The following is a 23,192-nucleotide window of genomic DNA, read 5'->3' on the forward strand; positions in this document are numbered from 1 at the left end:
CGGCACTGAATATATACGGAGAACCTGTCTGGGGATTCATTGGAAGGATCTGTCGAGTGCTGAAATCCCTGATCGCCCTGCGGTCGATTTCCGCGCAAGCGCGGTTCGCCATGCAAGCATAGCTCCTACAGCGGCTTCGTAGAAACACCGGGCCCGGGAACTTTCCAACCTACCAGTATCCAGCGAGCGCGGCTCGTAGCTCAGAGAAAAGCGCTGCCATCCTCCACATCCAGCTGCACCGGATCCAGATGTTTCTCGGCGTACTGGCGCCACACCCGGGAGCGGATGAACAGACGATAAAGATCCGGGTCTAGGTGATCGTTGTCGCGCATGCGTTGCAAGATGCCAAGGGCTTCGCTGAGTTTCAGTGGCGTCTTGTAGGGGCGCTCCTTGGCGGTAAGGGCCTCGAACACATCAGCGATGGCCATGATCCGCGCCGGAATCGACATCTGGTCGCGGGTCAGCCCCAGCGGAAAGCCGGTGCCATCCATTTTTTCATGATGGCCGCCAGCATATTCCGGCACCTGGCGCAGCTTGGGCGGGAACGGCAACGAGCCAAGCATGTCCAGGGTCACATCCATGTGGCCGTTGATGATTTGCCGTTCTTCTGGAGTCAGGGTGCCGCGAGGAATGCACAGGTTGTAGACCTCGTCGTCGGTGAGCAGGGGCTTTTTCTGACCCCAGGCATCGGTCCAGCGCCGCGCGGCGATATCACGCACCCGTTGCTGATCCACCTCAGCCATGGCCTCACCGCCCCGGTTGATCCGCTCCAGAAACGCCAGCTCTTCCTTCAGCTGGCCGATTTCCGCTTCCATGCGTTCCCGGCTGGCAGGCTCGTCAGCGGGATCAAGCAGACAGGCCTTTTCGTAACGAAACTGGATCTCTGCACGCAGGGCGGCAAAGCGGCTGGCCACCTCATCGATGCGATCATGGAGGGTGTGCAGTTTGGTGGACTTGTCCAGTACCGAGTCCGGGGTAGCCAGCTTGCCGCAATCGTGCAGCCAGGCCGCCACGTGCAACTCGTACCAGCCATCCTCATCCAGGGAAAAATCCGCAAAGTCCGAATCATCCTCACAGGCCGCCTGGGCCAGCATCTCGGTGATCACCGGCACCCGCTGACAGTGGGCACTGGTGTGCGGGCTCTTCGCATCAATGGCCTGGGCCAGCACCTTGATAAAGGCATCCAGCAGTTCCTTGAGTTCCTGCACCTGGCTCAGGTTGCTGAGGGCAATGCCCGCATAGGTGAGCAGGGACTGGAAGATCAGGTCGCTGTGCTTGCCCAGCCGGTGCAAACGGGCCGGTAGCGCGCGGTTATAGGCCAGCTGCAGCACACCGATGACCACCCCTTCGTGGTTCCGCAGGGGCCACAGCCGCAACCCGCCGGCATCCGGGGCCAGCGCATCCAGTAAGTGCCGATCCTCCTCGCTGAGGCCGTTCTCCGACAGGTCCACCGCCAGCGGCTTACCGTCTTCGTAACACTGCTCGGGCAACCCTCGTTTGCGCGCCATGGGGCAGAACAGGCTGGCCTCCTCGTGCAGGAAAGCATCACCGGAACGGCGGCACAGGCAGCTCAGCCCCGGTTCGGGCTTACCATCCGCATACAGCCACACCCAGCCGGTATCGGCCTCACACAGATACAGGGCCTCATCCAGCAACACCTGCAGCAGGCGCGGTACGTCCCGCTGCTCGCTGAGATGCTGCGCCACCCGCAGCAACCGCGGCATCAGGTTTTCATCCGTCACCGGTGTGGTATCGGGCAAAGAGGAATTCATGAGCAATCCAGCTCCCAATGATCATCCGTAACAAAATCGTGTATTTACCCAGCAAGCATAGGCTGAGCCAGGATTTCAGGCAAAACAGGCCGCCATACGTCTATTTCCCTCCGACCGGCGCATATACCGCCGGTTCCGGTTGAAGCTCTGGTCTGGATTGCCTACCATCTGCCGGTTCCGAGCCAATCTGGATTCCTACCTCTCATGAGTGTCAGCTATCAACTGCCCGACGGGGCAACCATGGCGTTTGATCAGCCGGCGTCCGCCCTGGACATCGCCGAGCGTATCAGCAAAAAACTCGCCAAACAGGCACTTGCCGCCAAAGTGGACGGCAAGTTGATCGATGTTTACCTGCCCATCGACGATGGCGCCACGGTGGAAATCATCACCCGCGACACTGATGACGGCCTCGATCTGATCCGCCACGATGCTGCCCATGTGATGGCAGAAGCCGTGCAGGAGCTGTTTCCGGGAACCCAGGTCACCATTGGCCCGACCATCGAAAACGGCTTTTACTACGACTTCTATCGGGAGGATTCTTTCACCCCGGAAGACCTCAAATCCATCGAAAAACGCATGATGGAAATCGTACGTCGCAACGAGTCTATACGGCGTGAAATCTGGGATCGGGACGAAGCCGTCAGCTTCTTCCTCAAAGAAGGCGAGGAATTCAAGGCGGAGATCATCCGTGACCTGCCCGCCGACCAGGAAGTGAGCCTCTACCGCCAGGGCGATTTCATCGACCTGTGCCGTGGCCCCCACCTGCCCAGCACCAGCAAGCTGGGCGACGGCTTCAAGTTGATGAAGGTGGCCGGCGCCTACTGGCGCGGCGATGCCAGCAAGGCTCAGCTTCAGCGTATCTACGGCACCGCCTGGCGCGACAAGAAAGAACTCAACGCCTACCTCAAACAGCTTGAGGAAGCGGAAAAGCGCGACCACCGCAAACTGGCCAAGGAAATGGGCCTGTTCCATATCCAGCAGGAAGCGGTGGGCAGCATGTTCTGGCACCCGAAAGGCTGGCGCATGCGCAAGAACCTGGAAAACTACATCCGCGGCAAGATGGAAAAAGGCGGCTACCAGGAAGTGGCCACCCCGCAGATGATGGACCGCATCCTCTGGGAAAAGTCCGGTCACTGGGACAAGTACGGCGACGACATGTTCACCGTCTGCACCCACGATCACCGGGAAATGGCGGTCAAGCCCATGAACTGCCCGGGCCACGTGCAGATCTTCAATCAGGGCATCAAGAGCTACCGGGACCTGCCCATTCGCCTGGGCGAGTTCACCACCCTGTTCCGTAACGAAGCCCACGGCGCCCTGCACGGCCTGATGCGCGCCCGCTCCTTCAGTCAGGATGATGCCCACATCTTCTGTACCGAAGGGCAGATCAACGAAGAAACCGCCGCTTTCATCACCATGCTGCGTGAGGTCTACAAGGACTTCGGCTTCGAAAGCTTCCGCATCAAGTTCTCTGACCGCCCGGAAAAACGCGCCGGTGCCGACGAGACCTGGGACAAGGCCGAAGGCGCTTTGCGCGAAGCGGTGGAATCCCTGGGGCTGGAATGCGAATTGAACCCGGGTGAAGGGGCCTTCTACGGACCGAAACTGGAATTTGTCCTGCGCGACGCCATTGGCCGTGACTGGCAGTGCGGCACCCTGCAGGTGGACTTCGTGCTGCCCGAGCGCCTGGATGCGGAATACGTGGCCGAAGACGGCTCTCGCCAGCGTCCGGTGATGCTGCACCGTGCGGTGCTGGGTTCTCTGGAGCGCTTCCTGGGCATCCTGATCGAATCCACCGCCGGCCACCTGCCCCTGTGGCTGGCACCGGTGCCGGTGGCCGTTTGCACCATCACCAATGCGGCGGATGACTACGCCCGCAGCGTGAAGGAAAGACTGGAAGCGGCCGGCATCCCGGCGGAGCTGGACCTGCGTAACGAAAAGATCGGCTTCAAGGTGCGCGAGCATTCCCGCGCCAAGGTGCCGCAGATCTGGGTCATTGGTGAAAAGGAAGCGGAAGAGCAACAGGTCGCCCTGCGCCGCCTGGGTTCCCAGGCCACCGACACGGTAAGCCTGGACGCCGCCGTCACCGCCCTGGCCAACGCCACCCGCCTGCCGATCTGAAGCCACGAAACACCGTTGGAGCCTTGCTCGCAAGGCGAATAGAGGGTTACCCCTTCGCTTTGCAAGCAAAGCTCCAACGGCAGCATTCAGCCCCCGGAGGCGTTCATGTTCAAAGACAACGAACAACAGCCCGAAGGCTTTCAGGTGCCACTACAAGAGGCCCTGGACAACCTGAAGCTCACCGACGACGGCCTGATCGCCGCCATCGCCCAGCAGCATGACACCGGCGAAGTGCTGATGATGGCGTGGATGAACCGGGAAGCCCTTGAGGAAACCCTTGCCACCGGCCGGGTCTGCTACTTTTCCCGCTCCCGGAAAAAACTCTGGCGCAAAGGCGAGTCCTCCGGCCAGGTGCAGATGCTGAAAGAACTGCGCATCGACTGCGACGCCGACACCGTGCTGGTAAAAGTGGACCAGACCGGCCCCGCCTGCCACACCGGCCGCCGCGACTGCTTCTACTGGAAAGCCGACGCCAACAACGTGACCATCGACAAGACGCCGATCATCGATCCGAAAGAGCTTTATAAAAAATGACTCTCAAGCTGCACAACACCCTCACCGGGCAGAAGGACGACTTCATTCCGCTGGATCCCAACCGCATCACCCTCTACGTGTGCGGCCCCACGGTCTATAACTTCGTCCATATCGGCAACGCCCGCCCGGTGGTGGTCTTTGATGTGCTGTACCGGCTGCTGCAACGGCTCTACCCGGAAGTGGTCTACGCCCGCAACATCACCGATATTGATGACAAGATCATCAAGGCTGCGGCGGAAAACAGCGAAGACATCGGCGTGCTCACTGAGCGCTTCACCGCCGCCTTCGCCGAGGACATGGCGTCTCTGAACGCGAAAACCCCGAACATCATTCCCAAGGCCACCGACCATATCAACGAGATGATCGCCATGATCGAGACCCTGGTGGAAAAGGGCCACGCCTACGAGGCCGACGGCCAGGTGCTGTTCGCGGTGGAATCCATGCCCGACTACGGCAAGCTTTCCGGTCGCAAACTGGAAGACATGCTCGCCGGTGCCCGGGTGGAAGTGGCCGACTACAAGCGCCACCCCGGCGATTTCATCCTCTGGAAGCCGTCCACCGACGAGCAACCGGGCTGGGAGTCTCCCTGGGGCCGTGGCCGCCCAGGCTGGCACATCGAGTGCTCCGCCATGATTCACAAACACCTGGGTGACGTGATCGACATCCACGGCGGCGGCCAGGACCTGATTTTCCCGCACCACGAGAACGAGATTGCTCAGGGCTGCTGCGCCCACGGCACCGATTACGTGCGCTACTGGATGCACAACGGCTACATCAATATCGACGGCGAGAAGATGTCCAAGTCCCTGGGCAACTTCCGTCTGGTCCGCGATCTGCTTACCCAGTACCACGGCGAAATCCTGCGCTTTGCCCTGCTTTCCAGCCACTACCGCTCGCCACTGAACTTCTCCGCCGACGTACTGGATAACGCCGAAAAAGGCCTGGATACCCTCTACTACGCCCTGCTCGGTCGCGGTGAAACGGTGGAACCGGAACCCGGCTACCAGCTGCCGGACAACCACCCGGTGCTGGACGCCCTCAAGGATGACCTGAACACCTCCGAAGCGGTCAGCGCCCTGCACGCCATCGCCGGTGAACTGAACAAGGCCGAGCTGGCCGACAAACCAGCCCTGAAAGCCGAACTGCTGGCCGCCGCCGACCTGCTCGGCCTGCTGACGGTCGAGCCCACCGACTGGTTCCAGAACAAGAACGTGAGCGAAGACGGCCTCAGCAACGAAGAGATCGACACCCTGGTCGCCGAGCGCACCCAGGCCAAGAAAGACAAGAACTTCGCCCGCGCCGACGAGATCCGCCAGCAACTCACCGACGCCGGCATCCAGCTGGAAGACACCCGCGAAGGCACCCGCTGGAGTCGCTAACCCCCTGTAGGAGCCATGCTCGCATGGCGAACCTGCTAGCGATAACGGCCAATAACCAAAAGGCCATAGCGGCAAGCTTCAAGCTGCAACGCGATAGAAAGTTGTCATGACCTGAAACGCAAGAGGCCGCACCCAAACCCTGGGCGCGGCCTCTTGCGTTCAACAACCCATAATCCTGCATCGCCTCTAGCAGCTAGAGGCTAGAAGCTCAAAGCTTCAATCCCTCCATCCCCGGCAGTTCCGGCAAATCCCCCCGCGTCGCTTGCGCAAACCGCGGCTTCTCCAACTGCTCCTTCAACCCCTCCAGGGTCACCAGTGGCGCCCTGGTGGACACCAGGTTGGCCAGCCACACCGGCACATTGCCGCCCGGGTCCACGAAGGTCTCGAACTTCACCCGCACCCAGCCGTCCGCCAGGGGGGTGATCACGAACTGGTTATCCAGAGCGGGAATACGCACGAAACCCTGCTGCTTGTCCTTGAAGCCTTCGGCGTTCTCACTGTGCAGGTGAATCTCGCCATCGGCTTTCTGGGTCAGCGTATTGACCAGCACCACGTCCCGGTCCGCCACCGGCCAGATACCATTGAAACGCATGTGGATACGCTCTTTTTCCTTGATGCTGAGCCGGTCCGCCCCCTGGCTCTGGAAGATCCATTCCTCAAAGGTATCCACCGCCGTAATCACCGCCAGTACCGAGGTAGCACTGGTCTGCAACTCCACAACGCCCTTGAAGGCCTTCACCGAGCTGTCAGACACCTCGCGCACATAGGTCGTAACCTCACCCCGCTGCGCGCCCTCGTGGTTCAGTTCCCAATCCGCAGCCCAGGCAGGGGCCGCCAGCATTAACAACGCCACAACAACAGCTTTCACAACAACACTCCTCAATCATGTCCGTGGCGCAGTATGCACCGCGCTTGCCGCCAGACAAGGCCCCTCCCGCAGATTGGCACAACCGGCCAGACCTCTTCTTTTTTGTAGGAGCTTGCTTGCAAGCGAACCACAGCGGCTGCCGAATCGGTTCGCTTGCAAGCAAGCTCCTACAGGCAAAGGCGAGCCTTGCCTCGGTGAACTCTGTGCCCTCTGTGGTAAAAATCGATTTTGATCAGGCTGGCATCCGCCACCGGATTGGCCGTATCATGCCCCGTTGAGTTGACACCACACAGGTCTTGATACCGTGAAATCGTTTCTGCTCGGCATGCTCTGGTTGTACCAGAAGCTGCTGAGCCCCTGGATCGGCAACCAGTGCCGCTTCTATCCCACCTGCTCGGAATACGCCCGACAGGCGGTGGAAGTCCATGGCAGCCTGCGCGGCAGCGCGCTGGCGGCGAAGCGTTTGTGCAAGTGTCACCCTTGGCATGCCGGCGGGTTCGACTATGTGCCGGGCACCGAGCCCGGTCAGGAACAGCACCGCTGCAGCGACCACACCGCCCCGGGGGAGAACGCACAATGATGCGCGCCCGCAACGGCCTGTCGCTGTCATTGATTCTGGCGCTGTTCTGCGCCCAGTTGCTGCTTGCCTGGCATGCGCCCGCGCACATCGACGCCCAGCCCCATGATCCTCACAAGGAACTGCTGGCCGCTGCCGATTGCCAGGTCTGTACCCACGGCCAGGGCATGCTGGCCCTGCCCAGCCACTACGTTCACGTAGTCTCGCAGCATGCCGAGCCAGCGCCACTCGCCGTGGCGACACCGGTGCGGCGCGCCCCTGAACGACTTTCCTACCCCCCGCGCGGCCCACCCGCCTCCGTCTGACACCGCCTACAACACCCGACAGCTGCCGCCCGGCGAACCCTAACGGTCCCCGTGCCATGCACTGTCACCCCCGTTGTCATAAACGTGAAGACAGAGGTTAGTATGAATTCTCGACGCCATACCCTGGCCGGGTGCGTCGCCGTGGCGCTGGCTGCATCGCTAGCTCCCATGGTCGTTCAGGCCGAGGGCACTGCAACATCCAATAGCAATGAACTGGAAGCGGTGAACGTGTCCGCCCTGCCCCTGGGCAGCGGCAGCCCCAGCACCCCCTACTCGGTGATGGACCAGCAAACCCTCACCCAGAAAAACGCTGCCACCCTGGGCGAGACCCTGAACAACCAGCCCGGCGTGCACAGCGATACCTTCGGTGGCGGCGCCAGCCGGCCGGTCATTCGTGGCCAGAGCGGCCCGCGCGTGGGTGTACTCAACGACGGCTCCGCAGTGCTGGATGCCTCCAGCATTTCCCCGGACCACACCGTCACTGTGGACCCCATGCTGGCCCGCCAGATCGAGGTCCTGCGCGGCCCGTCTACCCTGCTTTATGGCAGCGGCGCCAGTGGCGGCGTGGTCAATGTACTGGACAGCCGCATCCCCACCGAACGCCCCCGTGAGGAGGTGGAAGGCTTCGTCGGCGCACGCGCCAACACCGTGGCCGATGCAAACGCCACCGCCGCCGGCATCACCTTCTCTGCCACAGACCATCTGGTGTTCCGCGTGGAGGGCAGCCGCCGCGACGCCGATGACTACGAAGTGGACGGTTTCGACCGCCTAACCGTGCCCGGCACCTTCGCCGAAAGCGACAACAGCAGCATCGGTGCCTCCTGGATCGGTGATCAGGGCTTCTTCGGCATGGCCTACAGCTACCGCCGCGATAACTACGGCCTCCCTGGGCACAACCATGAATTCGAAGAATGCGGTGTCAGCCGCGGTAGACTGGACTGCCCGGACGAAGAGCACGACCACGAGCACGGCGAAGAAGTGACTCCCTTCGTGGACCTGGCCAGCCGTCGGGTGGACGCCCGCGGTGAATACCGCAACCCCATGGACGGCATCACCGCCATCCGCTTTCGTGGCAACCACACCGAATACCGCCACCATGAAATCGAGGAAGGCGAAATCGGCACCACCTTTCGCAACCGCGGCGGCGATGCCCGGCTGGAAGTGGAGCACGCTCCCATCGGCAACTGGCGGGGTGTGGTCGGCATGCAGTACACCGACTTTGACTTCAGCTCCATGGGGGGTGAAGCCTTCGTGCCAAAAACCGAAAGCCGCTCCATGGCGTTGTTCGCCGTGGAAGAGTACCGGCTCAACGATCAATGGCGTTTCGAGCTGGGGGCCCGCCAGGAGCACCAGCGACTGCGCCCCGAAGATCGTCCCGGTGAAGCGCTACCGGATCTGAAGCAGGACAGCACCTCCCTGTCCGCCGCCGCCAACTGGGCCTTTGTGCCGGGCTATGAACTGGTGCTGTCCGTGGGCCACTCCGAGCGCGCTCCCAGCGCCCAGGAGCTGTATGCCGAAGGCGTCCACCTAGCCACCAACACCTACGAGTGCGGCCTGTTCAGCGCCTGCGGTGGCGGCCAGCGGGATCTGGACGACGAAATCAGCCTCAACGCCAACCTGAACCTGCGCAAGACGCAGGGCGACTGGCTGTTTGACCTGGGCGTGTTCGAGAACCGCATCAACAACTATCTCTATGCCCGCACCCTGGACCAGATCGAAGACTTTCGCCTGATCAAGTACAGCCAGCGCGACGCCACCTTCACCGGTGCCGAAGCCTCGGTGAGCTACTACGGCATCGACCCCATCGGCATTACCGTGTTCGGCGACATGGTGCGCGCCACCTTCGATGACGGCGGCTACCTGCCACGCATCCCCGCCAAGCGACTGGGTACCCGGCTCAACACCTACGTGGGGCATTTCGATGCCGAGCTGGAGTATTACCGCAGCTTCGCCCAGGACCAGATCGCCGGTTTCGAGGACCGTACCGCAGCCTATGACATGGCCAACGTCACCGTCAGCTACCGACTACGCGGCGACCAGCGCTACACCTTCTACGTGCGCGGCAACAACCTGCTCGGCGAGGAAGTATTCAACCACTCCTCCTTCCTGGCCAGCACCGTGCCGGAACCGGGTCGCAATCTGACCGTGGGTACCCGTATCGAGTTTTAACGCCTTGATCGTTCAGTGAAAACGACTCACCCCGGCGCCTTTACTCCGCCGGGGTCGCGAACCGAATTGGAGAACACCATGCAACGCTTCAAACACGCAGCCAAGCGGGGCCCGGCCCTGCTTATCTGGATGCTGGCCGCCCTGCTACTGGCCGGCTGTGAAAACGAAACCGGCAGCACCCCGCTGGGCGGCGGCGAAGACGACGCCCATGACCACGAAGAACATGGCGATCATCCGGGCCGTCTGGCCATCCTGTCCCGCGACGGGGCCGGCGATCAGCTGTACGCCTACGACCTGGAAGAACAGGCCCAGCTACCCGGCAGCCTGGCTCTGAACCACGCCCCCAGCGCCCTCTACACCAGCCCAGGCAAACGCTTCGTGTTGGCCATGCAGCGCAACGCCAACCAGGTGCAGATCATCGACGGCGGCCTCTACCGCCACGACGACCACGTGGATGAAGTGGCCCCCGGCCTGGTCGGCACCCTCACCGGCCCGCGCCCGACCCACTACCGGGTTCACGGTGAGCAAGCCGCCCTGTTCTACGACGGCGACGCCGGCAGCGCACTGATGGCGCAGGTGCAAGTACTCACTGACCACTCCCTGGAAAGCGCCAGCATGGAGGCCGACCATACCTTCGCCAGCGTCCACCACGGTGTGGCCGAACCCCGTGGGGAAATCGTGCTGGCCACCCATCGCACCGCCGCCAGCGGCCTGCCGGAAAAAGTGGACATCCTCCACCAGCACGGCGACCACTACCACGGCGAAGGCACCATCAGCCTGGATTGCCCGGACCTGCACGGTGCTGGCTCCAACGAGGAATACTCCGTATTCGGCTGCAGTGACGGCATCCTCATCGTCCACCAGGATGGTGAAACCTTCACCGCCCAGCACGTGGATAACGCCACCCTGGGCCTGGCCGCCGGCGAGCGGGTCGGCAGCTTCGACAGCCAACACGAACTGCCCCAGTTCGTGGCCTACGCAGACGACCGCATCCTCATCATCCACCCGGACCATGGCGACGCGGAAGAACTGGACTGGACCGAAGGCGCCGCCGTCAGCCTGGACAACCATGCCCTGGACAGCCACGGCGAGCATCTGATCCTGCTGGATGACAGCGGCGACCTGCGCATCGTCGACACCGCCGACTGGAGCGAACACGCCCACGTGGAAAACGCCATCAACCCGGAAACCGCCGCCCCGCCGGCCAGCGGCCACGGCAGCCGCGTCTCCATGACCGTCGGCGGCGAACCCGCCCAGGTGTTCCTGTCCCACGCCGACAGCCAGTCCATCATTGTCGTCGACGTGGAAACCGGCGCCCTCGCCACCCCGCTCAACCTCACCTTCACCCCGGGCCAACTCACCTGGGTAGGCCTGAGCAGCGAAGAGGGCGACCATGAACACGAGGAAGACGACCACGATCATGACGAAGAGCACGATCACGACCACTAACCGCTAGACCTGCCTGCCCCTCTCTCGAATCCGACGAGGGGCAGACTTCCCACACCCCTTCCTGATCCCCCGGTCGCCGTACCGCCTTCTTTTCACTACAATCCGTTTCATTACTTCGTCATACACATGACTCAAGCGGGAGACACCATGAAAAAAGTACTGCTAGCCGCCACCCTGGCTCTGCCCATGTTCGCCCAGGCAAGTGGCTACGCCGGTCTGGAAATTGTCAGCAGCAAGATCGAGCCGGACAACACCAGCTCCTCCGCCAAGCCGAACGCCCTGCAATTCAAATTCGGCACCTGGATCAACAAGGATGAAACCCTCGGCGGCGAACTGCGCCTGGGCCTGGGTGTCGGCGATGACGAACTGAGCAACAACGTGGACCTGGAAATTGACCGCATGTACGGCGCCTACTTCCGTGGCCAGTTCCCCAACACCCTGCCGGTACGCCCCTACGGCCTGATCGGTGTCTCTTACATCGAAACCACCGCCAACTTCCCCGGCGGCGGCTCCGACGGCGAAAACTACAAGGATCTGTCCCTGGGCCTGGGCGCCGACATCACCATCACCAACCAGATCTTCCTCAGCGTGGAATACCTGCGCGCGGTAGATCGCAGCGGCGATGAAGTATCGAACCTTGGCTTCGGGATCAACGGGCGGTTCTAAGCCCTGTTTATAGCTGAAGGCTGAACGAGAAACGCCCACCGGAAGGTGGGCGTTTTTGGTTTGGGCCTGTACATCACCCTGCGCTAGTGAGCTAGCAAGAGGTCAACAGACTAAAACGAGGCAGGGCCCAGCTCTGACTTTTCAGGCTGAAACTATCTGAATCGCTCATTCCATTTCCCATCATTTTCATTCTCGCAGCTCTCTTCCGTATCAAAGCGAATCTGCTGGCGACAATCTTTCATTTTGATTTCAATAGACGCCAGTTTTTCTTTGATAAGCGCACGCATGCCTTCCTTATCCGTCTTGGCGAGATGGGCATTTGTGTCATACACACAGACAATCGACAGTGACGCGGGGAAATCGCTGTAGTTCACAAAGTGCGTGAGCCACTGGAATCCTTCGTATTTTTCCAATGCTGCCTCGCAAGCTTCGGTCAGCGCCTGCCTCAGGGAGTTTTCTGTTTTCTTGTCAGTCTTTCTCATTTTTAACGCCGAAAGTTGCGGCTGCGAAGCAGTCCAGCCACGAAGTGGCGTTGCAACCTTTCCTTGTTAGCTGGCGTGCTCATAATAAATTATGTTTTTGAATGTATTTAAGATGTACATCCCTTAATAAATTGAGGAAATCTGCAAGTTTACTTAACGGTAAACTGAAGCTGATTTCCTCAACGTTGATTACGTTGCCTTTACGCCTTGCCTCTCTTTTATCTGAGAAAATAATGGATACATCGTCTATAAAAGATATCTTGGCATGGGCGATAGCGTTTCGTACGTGCCGGATAAAATCAATCGAGGATAGATCATTTGCATCCTCGTTTTTGTATGTTGTTTGATGCAGATCCCCCTCTTTGCGAAGAAATGTATTTATAGCTTCATACTCGTCACTATATTCATCGGAAATTATTTCTCTAGGAACGACTAATAGTGCGTAAAGCGCCATTAGGGCACTTCCTTGATTTAATATCCCAATCTCTTGAAAAGCTCTTTTTACTGGGCTGGGAAAATTTAAACTATCAAAAGACTTCGACCCTTTAGTGTAAACAGAACCAAGCTCATTAAGAAGAATAACTGTGTAGTAGCTTTGCAAAATCAAATTATGTTCTTGTACTGCAGATTTATCCAATCTCATCTCTCCAGCTAACGCTGCGCACAACGGCGCCCTTGTAATGGAGGCGCAGCCGTAATGTAAAGGGCGTCCGGCGGCCGCAGGCCGCGAATTGATGCGCCTTGTTATAAGCCTTGCACCTTATTCGTGAGTTCAATTGTTTGTTTGCTGTCCTTTGTGACCACTAACCAATCAAATAGGACTTCGCTGTATTGGCCCGTGACGGCATAGAACTTTGAAACATGGGCTTCTTCGCCAAAGAACTCTTCCTTTTTTGCAGAACTCACAGCTTGAATTATGCTCTCCGCAAATTCGAGCAGCTCTTGCTCAGTCCCGATGAGGAAAGCTTCTTCCCAGCCGGTTTGAGCGGTAATTACAGGACCTGGATTTCGTGTTTTGCTAATTATTCACCCGAAGCCGCTAAAGGCTTATAACAGCGTATTCAGTCGAACGATTCGACATATCTTTTTTCGACATAATTCCAACCGGGGTACAACATATAGTGCCGAAGAATCCACTATCTTCAGTACCTTACCGAAAAAATGGCAACCATTCCCATTTAACAAAACTCGAACGAGCGGCCTATTCCCTGGATTCTCCCGGTATAGCCTCTTTCTGAAAAATACCTTATATCAACCGTTTAGCTTTTTCTGTAAGCCATATCCTACAAGCCGGGATGGCCTATCTGTTGAGCACGGGAGGGTTTGGGTCTGTGGATTGAGGGTTCGCCATGCAAGCATAGTTATTCGCTACGCTCACCCTTCGGGCCGCACGGAACTACGTGCGTTACTCCGCTGCGCTACATTCCTGAGGGGATATTCAGGGGTCGAGTGTTTGCGGGAATGCTGGATGGGCACAGCGAAGTGGTTTTCGCGGTCGAACGACCGCTCCCACGGGGTGTGGTGATGCGACGGGCATAAAAAAGCCCGGGTAGCTTGTGGCTGCCCGGGCCGGTGGTGGCGGTGTTAGCGCCGCTCTCCCTTAACGGTCTTCGTAACGCTGGTGCTTGAAGAAGATGCCGGTATCACCGAATTGAGACAGGGTGAACTCGGACTGGGTGACCAGTTCGCCGATTTTGACGGCGCTGTTGCGACGCTCGCGGGCGTAGCGTTCGGTGACCCAGGGCCAGATGGATTTACGGATCTGCCTATCGGTGCCGTAGACGTCGTACACCTTGGTGCCCGCCGGGATGGCCGTGAGGTCGTCACGGAAATCGTGAGGGGCGGTGCTGATGGTGTTTCTCAGATCCGGGTTGGGCACGAAGTAGACCTGCGTCGGCGTTTTGACGCTGCCTGCGGCGCTACCGTCCTGGTTCACTTTGGCCATGTCGCTCATCACCAACAACGTCGGCTTGGTGGAGACCAGCGAGAACAGCGCGGTGGTGCCCAGTGTTTCGTTCACTTCCGCTTGCACATAGTTGGACAGTTCGTTGGCGAAAATGTTGTGGTTGTCGCCCTGCCCGCTGAGGGTATAGAGCGCAGACACGTTTTCGGAGCGTTTGCCGTCCACCAGCAATTTCAGGGCCAGGCCGGGGGCGAAGCCACGGTCGGACGGGTCGCCGGTGACGGACAGGCGCAGCAGGCCGTGGTCGGCGCCCTGGAACAGGCCGCTGTAATCATGGCCGGCGACAGACTGGAACTGCACCTTGGCCAGGGCACCGCGCGGATGAATCGGCTTGCTGTATCCCGGGGGCGCCACGTCGGTGACATCCTGGACTTTCTTCCACAGTACCGAGTTGATCAGGCCGCCGATGTCGATGGGCTCAATGGCAGGCACGTCACTTTCTTCGTAGCTGGTGCGCAGGGCGCCGTTGACCCACAGGTGATCCTGCTTGGCCTGGGCGGACCAGTCCTGATAGTCATCAGGCATGTTCAGGCCCCAGGGTTTGAAGGCGTTGTTCATGCCCACCAGGCTGGTGGCCAGCGCCGGGAAGTGACGACGGATCACGTCCACCATGGTGTGATCTTCCACCCAGTCGATGCCGCCGGCGGTGTAGACCTCGTCGGTGTAGTCGGTGGTGAAGAAGCGGTCGGTCATCAGACGACGGGACGCATTGAGGATGAAGATCTGGAATGAAGTCTCGCCGAAGCCGAAGCCTTCCGGACGGGTTTCTTCCGCCAGCTGCCCCACCAGGGTATCGATCATTTCGATGTCGTTGTTGTAGAGCGACTTCAGGTCCGCCAGCAGCTGGGGATCGCTGGTGAGATCCTCGAAACTGGTGATTGGCTTGAGGCCGATCTGGCGACGGAATTCGTTGTAGCGCGGCACACCGCGTTCGCGATCACGCAGTACGTCGATAGCAGCCATGTCGATGTCGCCGATCAGCGGCATGGACAGGTTACGCAGGAAGTCCGGGTAGTTGTTCAGGGTCAGCGAGCCCGGGTGGGTGATGCCGAAGGAATACCACAGGCGATCCTGGCCCACGTCGCCGAGCAGGTCTTCCGCGTCGCCGTTACGGGTGTCCTCAATAGGAATTTCCTGATCGACGATGTTGGAACCGATGTCGTACACCTTGATCTCGTCGCGCAGCAGCGGGTGCATGCGGTACACGGAGACAAATTCTTCGGTCAGGGTGTAAGGCACGCCGTAGTTGTTCGGGGTACGCGAGCCGACCAGGCCGGCCAGGGCGTGTTCGATGGAACTGGTGGGGCTGTCGCCCAGACCGGTGTCGATGCCGACCAGATCAAACAGGCTGCCCAGTTGACCCAGGTTGTTGTTGAGCACGTCCAGGTCTTCCTGGAATTTATCACGGGTGTCGCGATCGCCGCCCAGGCCCCACCAGTTGGCGTACATGGCCCGCTCCAATACCGGGTTGGCCAGAATCGCCGGGGTCCATTCCACGGTGTGGATCTTGGCCATCAGCGCGGAGTTGATCAGGCGCGCCTTGTCGAACAGCCACTGATCAGACTTGCCCGGATTGTTGGCCTTGAGCATATCGGCGATAGCGTTGTGCTCCAGGGTGAACAGATGATGCATCATGCTCAGCCCCACCCACCAGTTTTCATTGAAGCCGGTGATGGGTTTGCCGCTGAGAAATTCCGTGGGCAGGCGGCCATTGCCGTCCACTTTCAGCTTGCCGTCCACGAACGAGCGTACTTCGTCGTTGGTGTCCTTGTCGCTACCGTAGAGCTGGGAGCCATCCCACCAGTGGGTGTTGATGTTCTCGTAGGTGACGATGGATTCATCGCCACTGACATCCGGGTCCGGGCGGGTACGCTGCACGGACATGGTGCCATCGCCCAGCACATCGCCCGGCGGCAGCGGGAATTCAATCGGGTTGGCCTCGGTGCGCGGACCATGGTCGAACCAGTCGTGCACCATGAACTGAATCCAGGAGGTGGCGATAAAATTCAGGGTGGTGGCAGGCTTGAAATCACCGCCACGGGACATGATCAGGTTACTGACTTCCCGGGGGTTGGGGGTCAGCAGGTTGCCACTGGCGTTTTCCGCATACACCGACGCCGGGTCTACGTTACGGCCGAAGTTGGCGTGGGCGGAGCCTTCCGCCGGATTGTCGAGAATATTACAGGTGCCGTCTTCGGTACGGGCGGTGAGACTGCGTTCGTCGCAGACAATGCTGGCGTTCTTTTCGTCCCAACTTTCCATGTCGAACATGTTGTTTTCGAGCAGGTCTTCCCGCTGCCCGGCCAGTACCAGCAACGCACCCATAACGCCCAGGGTGCCGAATTTGGTGAGGGCCGGCCAGGTAACCCAGGGGGTCATAGCCATGATAAGCCTCCGTCTTTTGTTCTCGGGTATGTCGGATGACAACGCCCGGACTCTAGCAACGGGGTCGACCCCTCCACCCCCTCCTGCGGGAGGGGGTGAGCGGAAATCGCGAACCGGGTCATGGTTTGCAACGATAGGATTAAGGAGCCTCTGTAGGAGCGGCGCTCTCTGTGCCCTGCGGGTATGAGCCGCGAACCGAGCGTAGCGAGGAAATGTTTTCCCGAGTACGGTTCGCGGCTCAAACGCCGCTCCTACAGGTGGGGTTTAGAAAGGCTATCGTGGTGCGGCGCGCAGGACGGCTTCGGTGCGGCTGGAGACGCCGAGTTTGCTGTAGATGTTTTTCAGGTGCCACTTGGTGGTGGTGACGGAGGTGCCGGTCTTTTCGCTGATATGGGCATTGCTCAGGCCGCTCTGCAGCAGCTCGAAGATCTCCAGCTCTTTCGGCGTCAGTACCGAGTCCGGATCTACCGCCAGGGGATCGTTGGCGGGCGCCGCATCGAAGACAGAAGGGAACAGCTCGGTATAGAAATCCGGCAGCATCAGGGCTCCACTGCCCCATAGCCGCTGCATCAGGCTGGCCAGCCCCGGCGCTTCGTCAAACACGGAGCGGTTGATGTTGAGCAAGCCGTAACGGGTAATCAGTTCATCCACCCGCTTGGCTTGCTCGCTGGCAGAAAGCCCCTTGCCGGTGATCACCAGCAGGTTGGCCTCGATGATGGAGGCCCGGGTCATGATGCCCGCCGCCTTCACCACCGCCAGCAACCGCTGCAACACGGCTTCCGCTTCGGCAAGACGGCCATTGGCGATCAGCCAGTAGGCCGCGGCCAGCCCTTTGCGCTCCCAACTCTGGCTGTAGGTGGGCGGGGTGCGCGCGGCGTTTTCAGCGACCCAGCCGGCCAGATCAAACCGTTCCGCCACCGCATCCAGTCGGGCCCAGTGGCCGGTCGTAAACGCCTGGCGCATCATTTCCAGCACCGCCATATTGACGAAGCGTTGGTAATTTCCCAGCTGCAGGATGCCGAGCAGTTTTTCCAGCATGCGCTCGGAGGGTTTCTGCTTGCCCTGCAAGTGTTGCAACCGCGACAGCGTCAGGTAGACAGTGGAAATCACTTCCGTGGCCGAGGCGGATGACACCATGGGCAACAGGTCTTCGCACAGTTGCTGGGCTTCTTCCAGCCGGTTCTGGTCGTACAGCACTACCACCATGCCCGTCGCCCACAGGGACCAGGTGGGGCAATCCCGCGAGGTGCCGTGAAAGTGTTCATTGATAAAGGCCACCGCTTCACCGATATGGCCAAGCTGGTGATTGGCCAGGGCGGTAATCAACCCGGCGTAACCGGCGGTGAAATGATGCCCCAGCCGCAGCAGCACGTCCCGGGCCTGACAGGAAAACGCCAGTGCGGATTCCAGACGGCCATGCTGCAAATGGTAATAAGCCACCATGGCCAGGGAGAAGGCGCGGATATCCCGGTGCCCGCTACTTTCCATCAGCAGCGACAGATTGGCGCCTTCCATGAAGTCGGTGTCGTGTTGAAACAGTTGCAGGTGCATTTCCAGAAAATCGATCACCCGGGCATGGTTTCCCCAGGCAGCTTCGCCAGTGCGTGTCGCCTCCTTCAAGGCATCCAGGTAATAGCGGGCGCGAAAGAAACGGCGTGACAGGGTCAGGGTGCTGATCAGGGGCGCGGACAGCTCGTCGCGACTGAGAATCACGCTATCGGGCAGAGTTTCCGCCCAGTCGAGAATATGGGCGGTGTAGCCTTCGCGCAGCCAGTAATCGAACGCCTGCTCCAGGCAGTGAATGAACAGGCTGTCGTCCCCGGCCCGCTTGGCATGCCACACCGCCTGACGAAAATTCTGCTGACGCACGAAATAGCGGGTGGCCCGGCGATGAATCGGCGCGATGCAGTCGGGCATGTCGATGGCCACTCGGGCGCGCAAGAAGTCCTTTAGCAGCGCATGGTAACGGTACCAGCCGGGCTTGCCGGGCACCGGGATCAGAAACAGCTCCCGGGAGGTGAGCTCTTCGATCAGGCGGGCGGCGCGATCGCTCTGCAACACCTGGTCGCACAGCTCGGCGCTGAAGCTGTCCAGCAGAGAGCTCTGCATGAACAGGGTACGGGCGGTATCGGGCAGGCCCTTCAAGACCGCATGGCCGAAGTACTCCATCAACTCCGGCTGGCTGGCATCAAAGTCCTGCAGGGTCTGCATCCCTGAGCGCATGGCCGCCAGCAGGGCAATCTTGACCCCGGCCATCCAGCCTTCGGTGATGGTAAGCAGGTGGGCCAGCTCGCCCTCGTCCAGGGCCGTGCCACCCAGGCCTTCATTGAGCGCGGTAACTTCCTCGCGACGGATCTTCAGGTCGGCAGCGCCGATCTCCACCACCGCATCGTCCAGCCGCAGGCGACTGACATCAAAGGACGGCTGGGTACGACTGGCAATAATCAGATGGACGTCTGCCGGTGGCTGATTCAGCAGGGTGCTGATGACGCTGAGGGTTTCCGGGCTGCGGATATGCTGAAAGTCATCAAAGACAATAAACAGGGGCTCGCGGACCTGCTCCAGCGCATCAAACAGGGCATCGGCAATGGAAGATGGTGGCAACTCAGCCACGTCAAAAGGCATGAACCAGGAGGTATCAAAGGCCGGCACCACTGCCCGGGTGCGTTCGGCAAAACGGCGCAGGAAGCGCACCGGATCATCATCCGCCGGGCGCAGGTTCAGGGACACAACCGCACGGGACTCGCCCCCGCTCTGCCACTGGCTGAGCAGCGTGGATTTGCCCGCCCCGGCCGGGGCCAGCAACAGGGTCAGCGGAACCCGGACACAATGATCCAGCAATGCCACCAGTTCCTTCCGGTAGAACCGACCCGCAGCGGGCCGGGACGCATCAGTCGTACTCATTTCTGGTCTGCCTAGCGTGTTTTTATTGTTGTCGGCCTGGATGGGACGTCAGTACCGATATGCAAACTAGCGGATATCGATACGACCGGCCCGGCATTTGATCACAACTTGAGCAACCGGGTAGCACCGTGGCCGCAAATCACAAAAGGGGGTCGCAACGAAGGGGACGGGGAAAAATCGAAATGGTGGAGCCATCAATACGCTAACGGTGCCAGCCCTTCGCGATGCAAGCATCGCTTCCCACAAGGACCTGAATGCCCCGGCAGCCACAAAAAAGCCCCCTTCCCGTTAAGGAAGGAGGCTTTAAAGAACTCCCTGAGAGGATCAGGGAATCGGCAGGTAGCCACCGTCCACTTCTTTGGTGACGATCGCCACCGCGTTGTGGGCATGCAGGCTTTCCAGGTGGTTCACACGCAGCCAGAAGTCCTTGTAGCACCCCTGCGGGTTCAAGGCCTGCTTGAGACGGCGCGCCGCATCCTCGCAGAACATCAGGTTCTGACCGTTAAGCAGGGCAAATTCCTGCTCGTCCACCCGTTTCACGGCGGTCTGCACCGGCGTTTTCAGGGAACCCTCGATGGAATCGATCAAGGCGGTGATCGGGAAGGCATCCCCTTCGGTGTGGTCCAGCAACACCCGCACCTGGGCCACGGAGCGCTGGCTGTGTGGGGTCGCCAGGATGCCCTCTTCGGTACCAAGCCATTCGAACACCGCATCCGCATCCACTTTGCCTTCGGCAAAATCGCGGCGGAACTGTTCCTGAATCAGCTGGCGGGACAGCGCTGCAGAACAGGGGCAGGTAGAGGAATATGGCACTTCCACGTACATCTCGATACGCATGCCTTCTTCACACAGGGTGCCCTTGATGCTCACCGGATAGCTCTTCCAGCCGGAGTAGCTGCTTTTCAGGGCCGGGCGACGCATGGAGTATTCAAAGTCCAGCTGCACAAAGCCACGCGTACTGAGGCCTTCATGGGTCTGCAGGAAATTACGCAGCAGCTGCTCGATGGACGCGGCACTGACCGAATGGTCGCCGAAGGTCTCTTCCAGCATCAGGAACAGCCGGGACATATGAATGCCCTTGGCGTCCGGATTGGCCAGGTTCACATAGGCCTGAATGGACGTGCTCACCGGGCGCTCGCCGGCCAGGGTGTCACTGACCCGGGCTGGCAGATGAATTTCGCTCATGCCGACCCAATCCAGGGTGCTATGGATGTGATCCACCATGGAATTGGACGCAACGTCCGGCATCTGTTTGGTGCCACCGGCACCCGTTTCACGTGTCATGGGATTCTCCATAGGGGCGTGCAAGGGGCCATGATAGGACCCTCCGGGTGAACAAAACGGTAACCCGGCCGTCATCGCCCTGACTGACAAGGGGGGCAAGTCTAGCAGAAAGTATCCCGCAAATTGACCATTTGCGGGCGCGGCTTTGTCTATGGGATTGACAGAAGCGGGCTATCAGTCAGCCAGGCCGCTATCGTCAGTAACTCCAACCAGTTCCTGAAAGCGGGCCAACTCGTGCAGCGGCCGGAACATTTCTTCGCTACGGGCGTGGCGACGCAGGGTTTCCGAGGTCTGGATGGCAGCCTCCAGATCGGTAAAGGCATTATCGATTTCGCCCAGCCCGGCCCAGGCGCAGGCGCGCTGGTATAGGGCATGGGAGTTCTCTTCATCCACTTCCAGTACCCGGTCGCACAGGCTCAGGGCCCAGCGCTGCTCCCCCAGCTCCAGGGCCGCATCCGCCTTCCAGGCCAAGGCTTCCGGATCGTCCGGGCGCAGTTCCAGAATCCGGTCGTAGAGCTCGATCTTGGCCTGGGCACTGGGCTCTTTGGTGGCCTTCAGCCACAGGCTGTGGATCTCGTTGGTACGCTCGATCTCTTCCTGGTTTTCGGCGATGGTCAGGGACTTCTTGCGCAGCTCCCGTTCCAGGTCCGCCAGGCGAGCCTCGTACTCACTGGTGAGGCGGGCCATTTCCTTTTCCGCGTAGACCCGCACGTTGTCCTTCAGGTCACGGATGGTGGACCAGCCCACCAGGGCCAGAATGGAGGCGGCGCCGGCAATCAGATAGAAGAAGTAGGTCACCGTATTGGTGGCGTAGCCCATGGCCTTGTCCGCCACTTCCAGCTCCCGGTCGGTGACCAGCAGGTTCATCTGGTTACGGTACTCCATCATGTCCTGACGGAGGTTACGCAGCTCGCCAAGGATCCAGTTTTCCCGAAACTGGGAAATCACCGGCCCCTTTTCGATTTCGCTTTCAGCTTCCTGGCGGGGAGCCTCATCGGGTTCCGCCATTACCGTGGGCGCCAGGCCCATAAACAACACCCCCAGCAAAGCCAGGCGCGCAAGTCGCATTGTCTGCAAGACTCTATCCTCAATCTGTCGACTTACGTTCAAAAACGGCCCACGAAGCGGTCGCTTCAGGCCCAGGGTATGGTCGCATTAAGCCCTGCCATGCGCCACCACTGTGGCCACATTGGCCAGGACAGCTCAACCCCGGGAACGGTTTTGCCCAGCGCGCAATATTGATTCAACTAAGGGAGGGGTTTCGGCCCATGACAGGGCTTGAGGCAAATCCCGCGCAGGCCAGAGAAGACGTAGAGTGGCGCGGTTTTGGCGGGTTCCCGTCGGCAGTTACTTTGACTTCTAAATGTTTTATCTCTAAAATAGCTTATCACTTTTAGCAAGGAATTACTTGGCGTTGCCCTGAACGGTGCGAGGTCAAGGAGCCTCTGAATAACTCCTTGCATGCTCAGTCTTTCAGGCTGGTTCGCAATCTAGGCGCAATGTTGAAGGTGTGTGTCAACCCATCGAGACATTGTAACAAAGAGTGCGGGCCAGCCTGGAAGACCCGGAGGGCGCGGCCTGAAGGGCACATCTGCTGCGCTTTGTCGCTAGGAAAGGGAACCACCCTGACCGTCGCAACAAAACACAACAGCTGCACCCTTCAGGCCACGCTGAGTACGCAAGGAGTTACTCAGAGGCTCCTTAAATCCTTACATCTCAAAGGTGATTGCAGACATCCTATGTCTAATAACGGTCACATTACTTTGTTATCAAGAGAACTCACGGCAATGGCCAGACACGAAGACGTGCTGATCGCTTTACGACAGATTATCCGCGCCACCGACCTGTACTCACGGAAATTGAGCAAGGTCTCCGGCCTGACATCGCCGCAACTGCTTATCATGCAGGCGATCTCTGCCCACGGTGAAATCACCATGGGAGATCTGGCCAATGAGGTTTCCCTCAGCCAGGCCACCATTACCACGATTCTGGATCGCCTGGAAAAGCGGGAGCTGGTCGAGCGCAAGCGCGGCGAGCAGGACAAACGCCGGGTGTATGCCCACCTTACCCGGGCCGGCGATGAAATTATCGACAAGGCCCCTACCCCGCTTCAGGACGAATTCATCGAGCGTTTTGACCGCCTGGAAGATTGGGAGCAGTCCTTGATACTGAGCTCCCTGCAACGGGTGGCCGCCATGATGAATGCCGGAGACATCGATGCGTCTCCAGTACTGGACCTGGGCGCTATTGACCGCGCCCAACCAGCGGTGGACTTAAGCAGCCGCCGCGAACGCGAAGCCAACTCTTTCTCTAAAACGGACCAAAAGTGAAACC

The 23,192-nt window shown here is 59.8% G+C and carries 17 protein-coding genes; 9 read left to right on the top strand and 8 right to left on the bottom strand.

The genetic code is table 11. The annotated features are described in order from the left end of the window. Positions 1 to 200: 200 nt before the first annotated feature. A complete protein-coding gene (locus T9A_RS02820) occupies positions 201 to 1,772 on the bottom strand; it encodes an HD domain-containing phosphohydrolase (RefSeq protein WP_052042455.1) in 1,572 nt (523 codons plus the stop codon). Positions 1,773 to 1,976: 204 nt separating this feature from the next. On the opposite strand from T9A_RS02820, the gene thrS reads away from it, so the two are divergent. The 3 genes from thrS to cysS all read left to right on the top strand — a co-directional run bounded on the left by thrS (position 1,977) and on the right by cysS (position 5,806). Next, complete coding sequence (thrS, locus tag T9A_RS02825) at positions 1,977 to 3,893, top strand: threonine--tRNA ligase (protein ID WP_035244941.1); 1,917 nt, start codon at positions 1,977 to 1,979, stop codon at positions 3,891 to 3,893. 105 nt (positions 3,894 to 3,998) lie between these two features. Beyond that, positions 3,999 to 4,427 carry a phosphoribosyl-AMP cyclohydrolase gene (hisI, locus tag T9A_RS02830; RefSeq protein ID WP_035244942.1) on the top strand — a complete coding sequence of 143 codons (429 nt, stop codon included), beginning with the start codon at positions 3,999 to 4,001 and terminating at the stop codon, positions 4,425 to 4,427. After that, entirely contained in the window at positions 4,424 to 5,806 is a 1,383-nt protein-coding gene (gene cysS / locus T9A_RS02835; protein ID WP_035244943.1) for a cysteine--tRNA ligase, read from the top strand. Before hisI ends, cysS begins: the two co-directional genes overlap by 4 nt. 208 nt (positions 5,807 to 6,014) lie before the next feature. Here cysS and T9A_RS02840 read toward each other — a convergent pair whose 3' ends face one another. Beyond that, the gene (locus tag T9A_RS02840; protein WP_232221980.1) at positions 6,015 to 6,674 is read right to left on the bottom strand and encodes an SRPBCC family protein; all 660 of its coding nucleotides are present in this window, start codon (positions 6,672 to 6,674) and stop codon (positions 6,015 to 6,017) included. 304 nt (positions 6,675 to 6,978) lie between these two features. Between T9A_RS02840 and yidD the strand changes: the two genes are divergently transcribed. The 5 genes from yidD to T9A_RS02865 all read left to right on the top strand — a co-directional run bounded on the left by yidD (position 6,979) and on the right by T9A_RS02865 (position 11,840). Continuing rightward, positions 6,979 to 7,254 carry a membrane protein insertion efficiency factor YidD gene (gene yidD, locus T9A_RS02845; protein WP_035244945.1) on the top strand — a complete coding sequence of 92 codons (276 nt, stop codon included), beginning with the start codon at positions 6,979 to 6,981 and terminating at the stop codon, positions 7,252 to 7,254. Beyond that, complete coding sequence (locus T9A_RS02850) at positions 7,251 to 7,556, top strand: hypothetical protein (protein WP_035244946.1); 306 nt, start codon at positions 7,251 to 7,253, stop codon at positions 7,554 to 7,556. Before yidD ends, T9A_RS02850 begins: the two co-directional genes overlap by 4 nt. Before the next feature lie 102 nt (positions 7,557 to 7,658). After that, positions 7,659 to 9,725 (top strand): TonB-dependent receptor domain-containing protein, encoded by a 2,067-nt coding sequence (locus T9A_RS02855; protein ID WP_035244947.1) that lies wholly within the window; start codon positions 7,659 to 7,661, stop codon positions 9,723 to 9,725. 78 nt (positions 9,726 to 9,803) lie between these two features. Then, positions 9,804 to 11,174, top strand: coding sequence for a hypothetical protein (locus T9A_RS02860; RefSeq protein ID WP_035244948.1), 1,371 nt, complete (start codon positions 9,804 to 9,806; stop codon positions 11,172 to 11,174). Positions 11,175 to 11,321: 147 nt separating this feature from the next. Beyond that, complete coding sequence (locus T9A_RS02865; RefSeq protein WP_035244949.1) at positions 11,322 to 11,840, top strand: outer membrane beta-barrel protein; 519 nt, start codon at positions 11,322 to 11,324, stop codon at positions 11,838 to 11,840. 152 nt (positions 11,841 to 11,992) lie between these two features. On the opposite strand, the gene T9A_RS02870 is transcribed toward T9A_RS02865, so the two are convergent. The 6 genes from T9A_RS02870 to T9A_RS02895 all read right to left on the bottom strand — a co-directional run bounded on the left by T9A_RS02870 (position 11,993) and on the right by T9A_RS02895 (position 21,926). Beyond that, positions 11,993 to 12,322, bottom strand: a complete 330-nt coding sequence (locus T9A_RS02870; RefSeq protein WP_035244950.1) for a hypothetical protein — start codon at positions 12,320 to 12,322, stop codon at positions 11,993 to 11,995. Positions 12,323 to 12,401: 79 nt separating this feature from the next. Then, a complete protein-coding gene (locus tag T9A_RS02875; protein WP_156964812.1) occupies positions 12,402 to 12,959 on the bottom strand; it encodes a HEPN family nuclease in 558 nt (185 codons plus the stop codon). Positions 12,960 to 13,922: 963 nt separating this feature from the next. Then, positions 13,923 to 16,670: a peroxidase family protein gene (locus T9A_RS02880; RefSeq protein WP_035244952.1), complete on the bottom strand. Its 2,748-nt coding sequence runs from the start codon at positions 16,668 to 16,670 to the stop codon at positions 13,923 to 13,925. A 273-nt stretch (positions 16,671 to 16,943) separates the two neighbouring features. Further along, on the bottom strand, positions 16,944 to 19,574 hold the full coding sequence (locus tag T9A_RS02885) for a winged helix-turn-helix domain-containing protein (protein WP_035244953.1): 2,631 nt from the start codon (positions 19,572 to 19,574) through the stop codon (positions 16,944 to 16,946). Between the two features lie 324 nt (positions 19,575 to 19,898). Then, positions 19,899 to 20,858 (bottom strand): GTP cyclohydrolase FolE2, encoded by a 960-nt coding sequence (folE2, locus tag T9A_RS02890; RefSeq protein WP_232221982.1) that lies wholly within the window; start codon positions 20,856 to 20,858, stop codon positions 19,899 to 19,901. Between the two features lie 174 nt (positions 20,859 to 21,032). Further along, positions 21,033 to 21,926 carry a tetratricopeptide repeat protein gene (locus T9A_RS02895; RefSeq protein WP_035244955.1) on the bottom strand — a complete coding sequence of 298 codons (894 nt, stop codon included), beginning with the start codon at positions 21,924 to 21,926 and terminating at the stop codon, positions 21,033 to 21,035. Positions 21,927 to 22,645: 719 nt separating this feature from the next. Here T9A_RS02895 and T9A_RS02900 point away from each other — a divergent pair. Then, entirely contained in the window at positions 22,646 to 23,188 is a 543-nt protein-coding gene (locus tag T9A_RS02900; RefSeq protein ID WP_035244956.1) for a MarR family winged helix-turn-helix transcriptional regulator, read from the top strand. The last annotated feature ends 4 nt before the right edge of the window (positions 23,189 to 23,192 follow it).

Source organism: Alcanivorax jadensis T9 (assembly GCF_000756655.1).
GTDB lineage: Bacteria > Pseudomonadota > Gammaproteobacteria > Pseudomonadales > Alcanivoracaceae > Alcanivorax > Alcanivorax jadensis.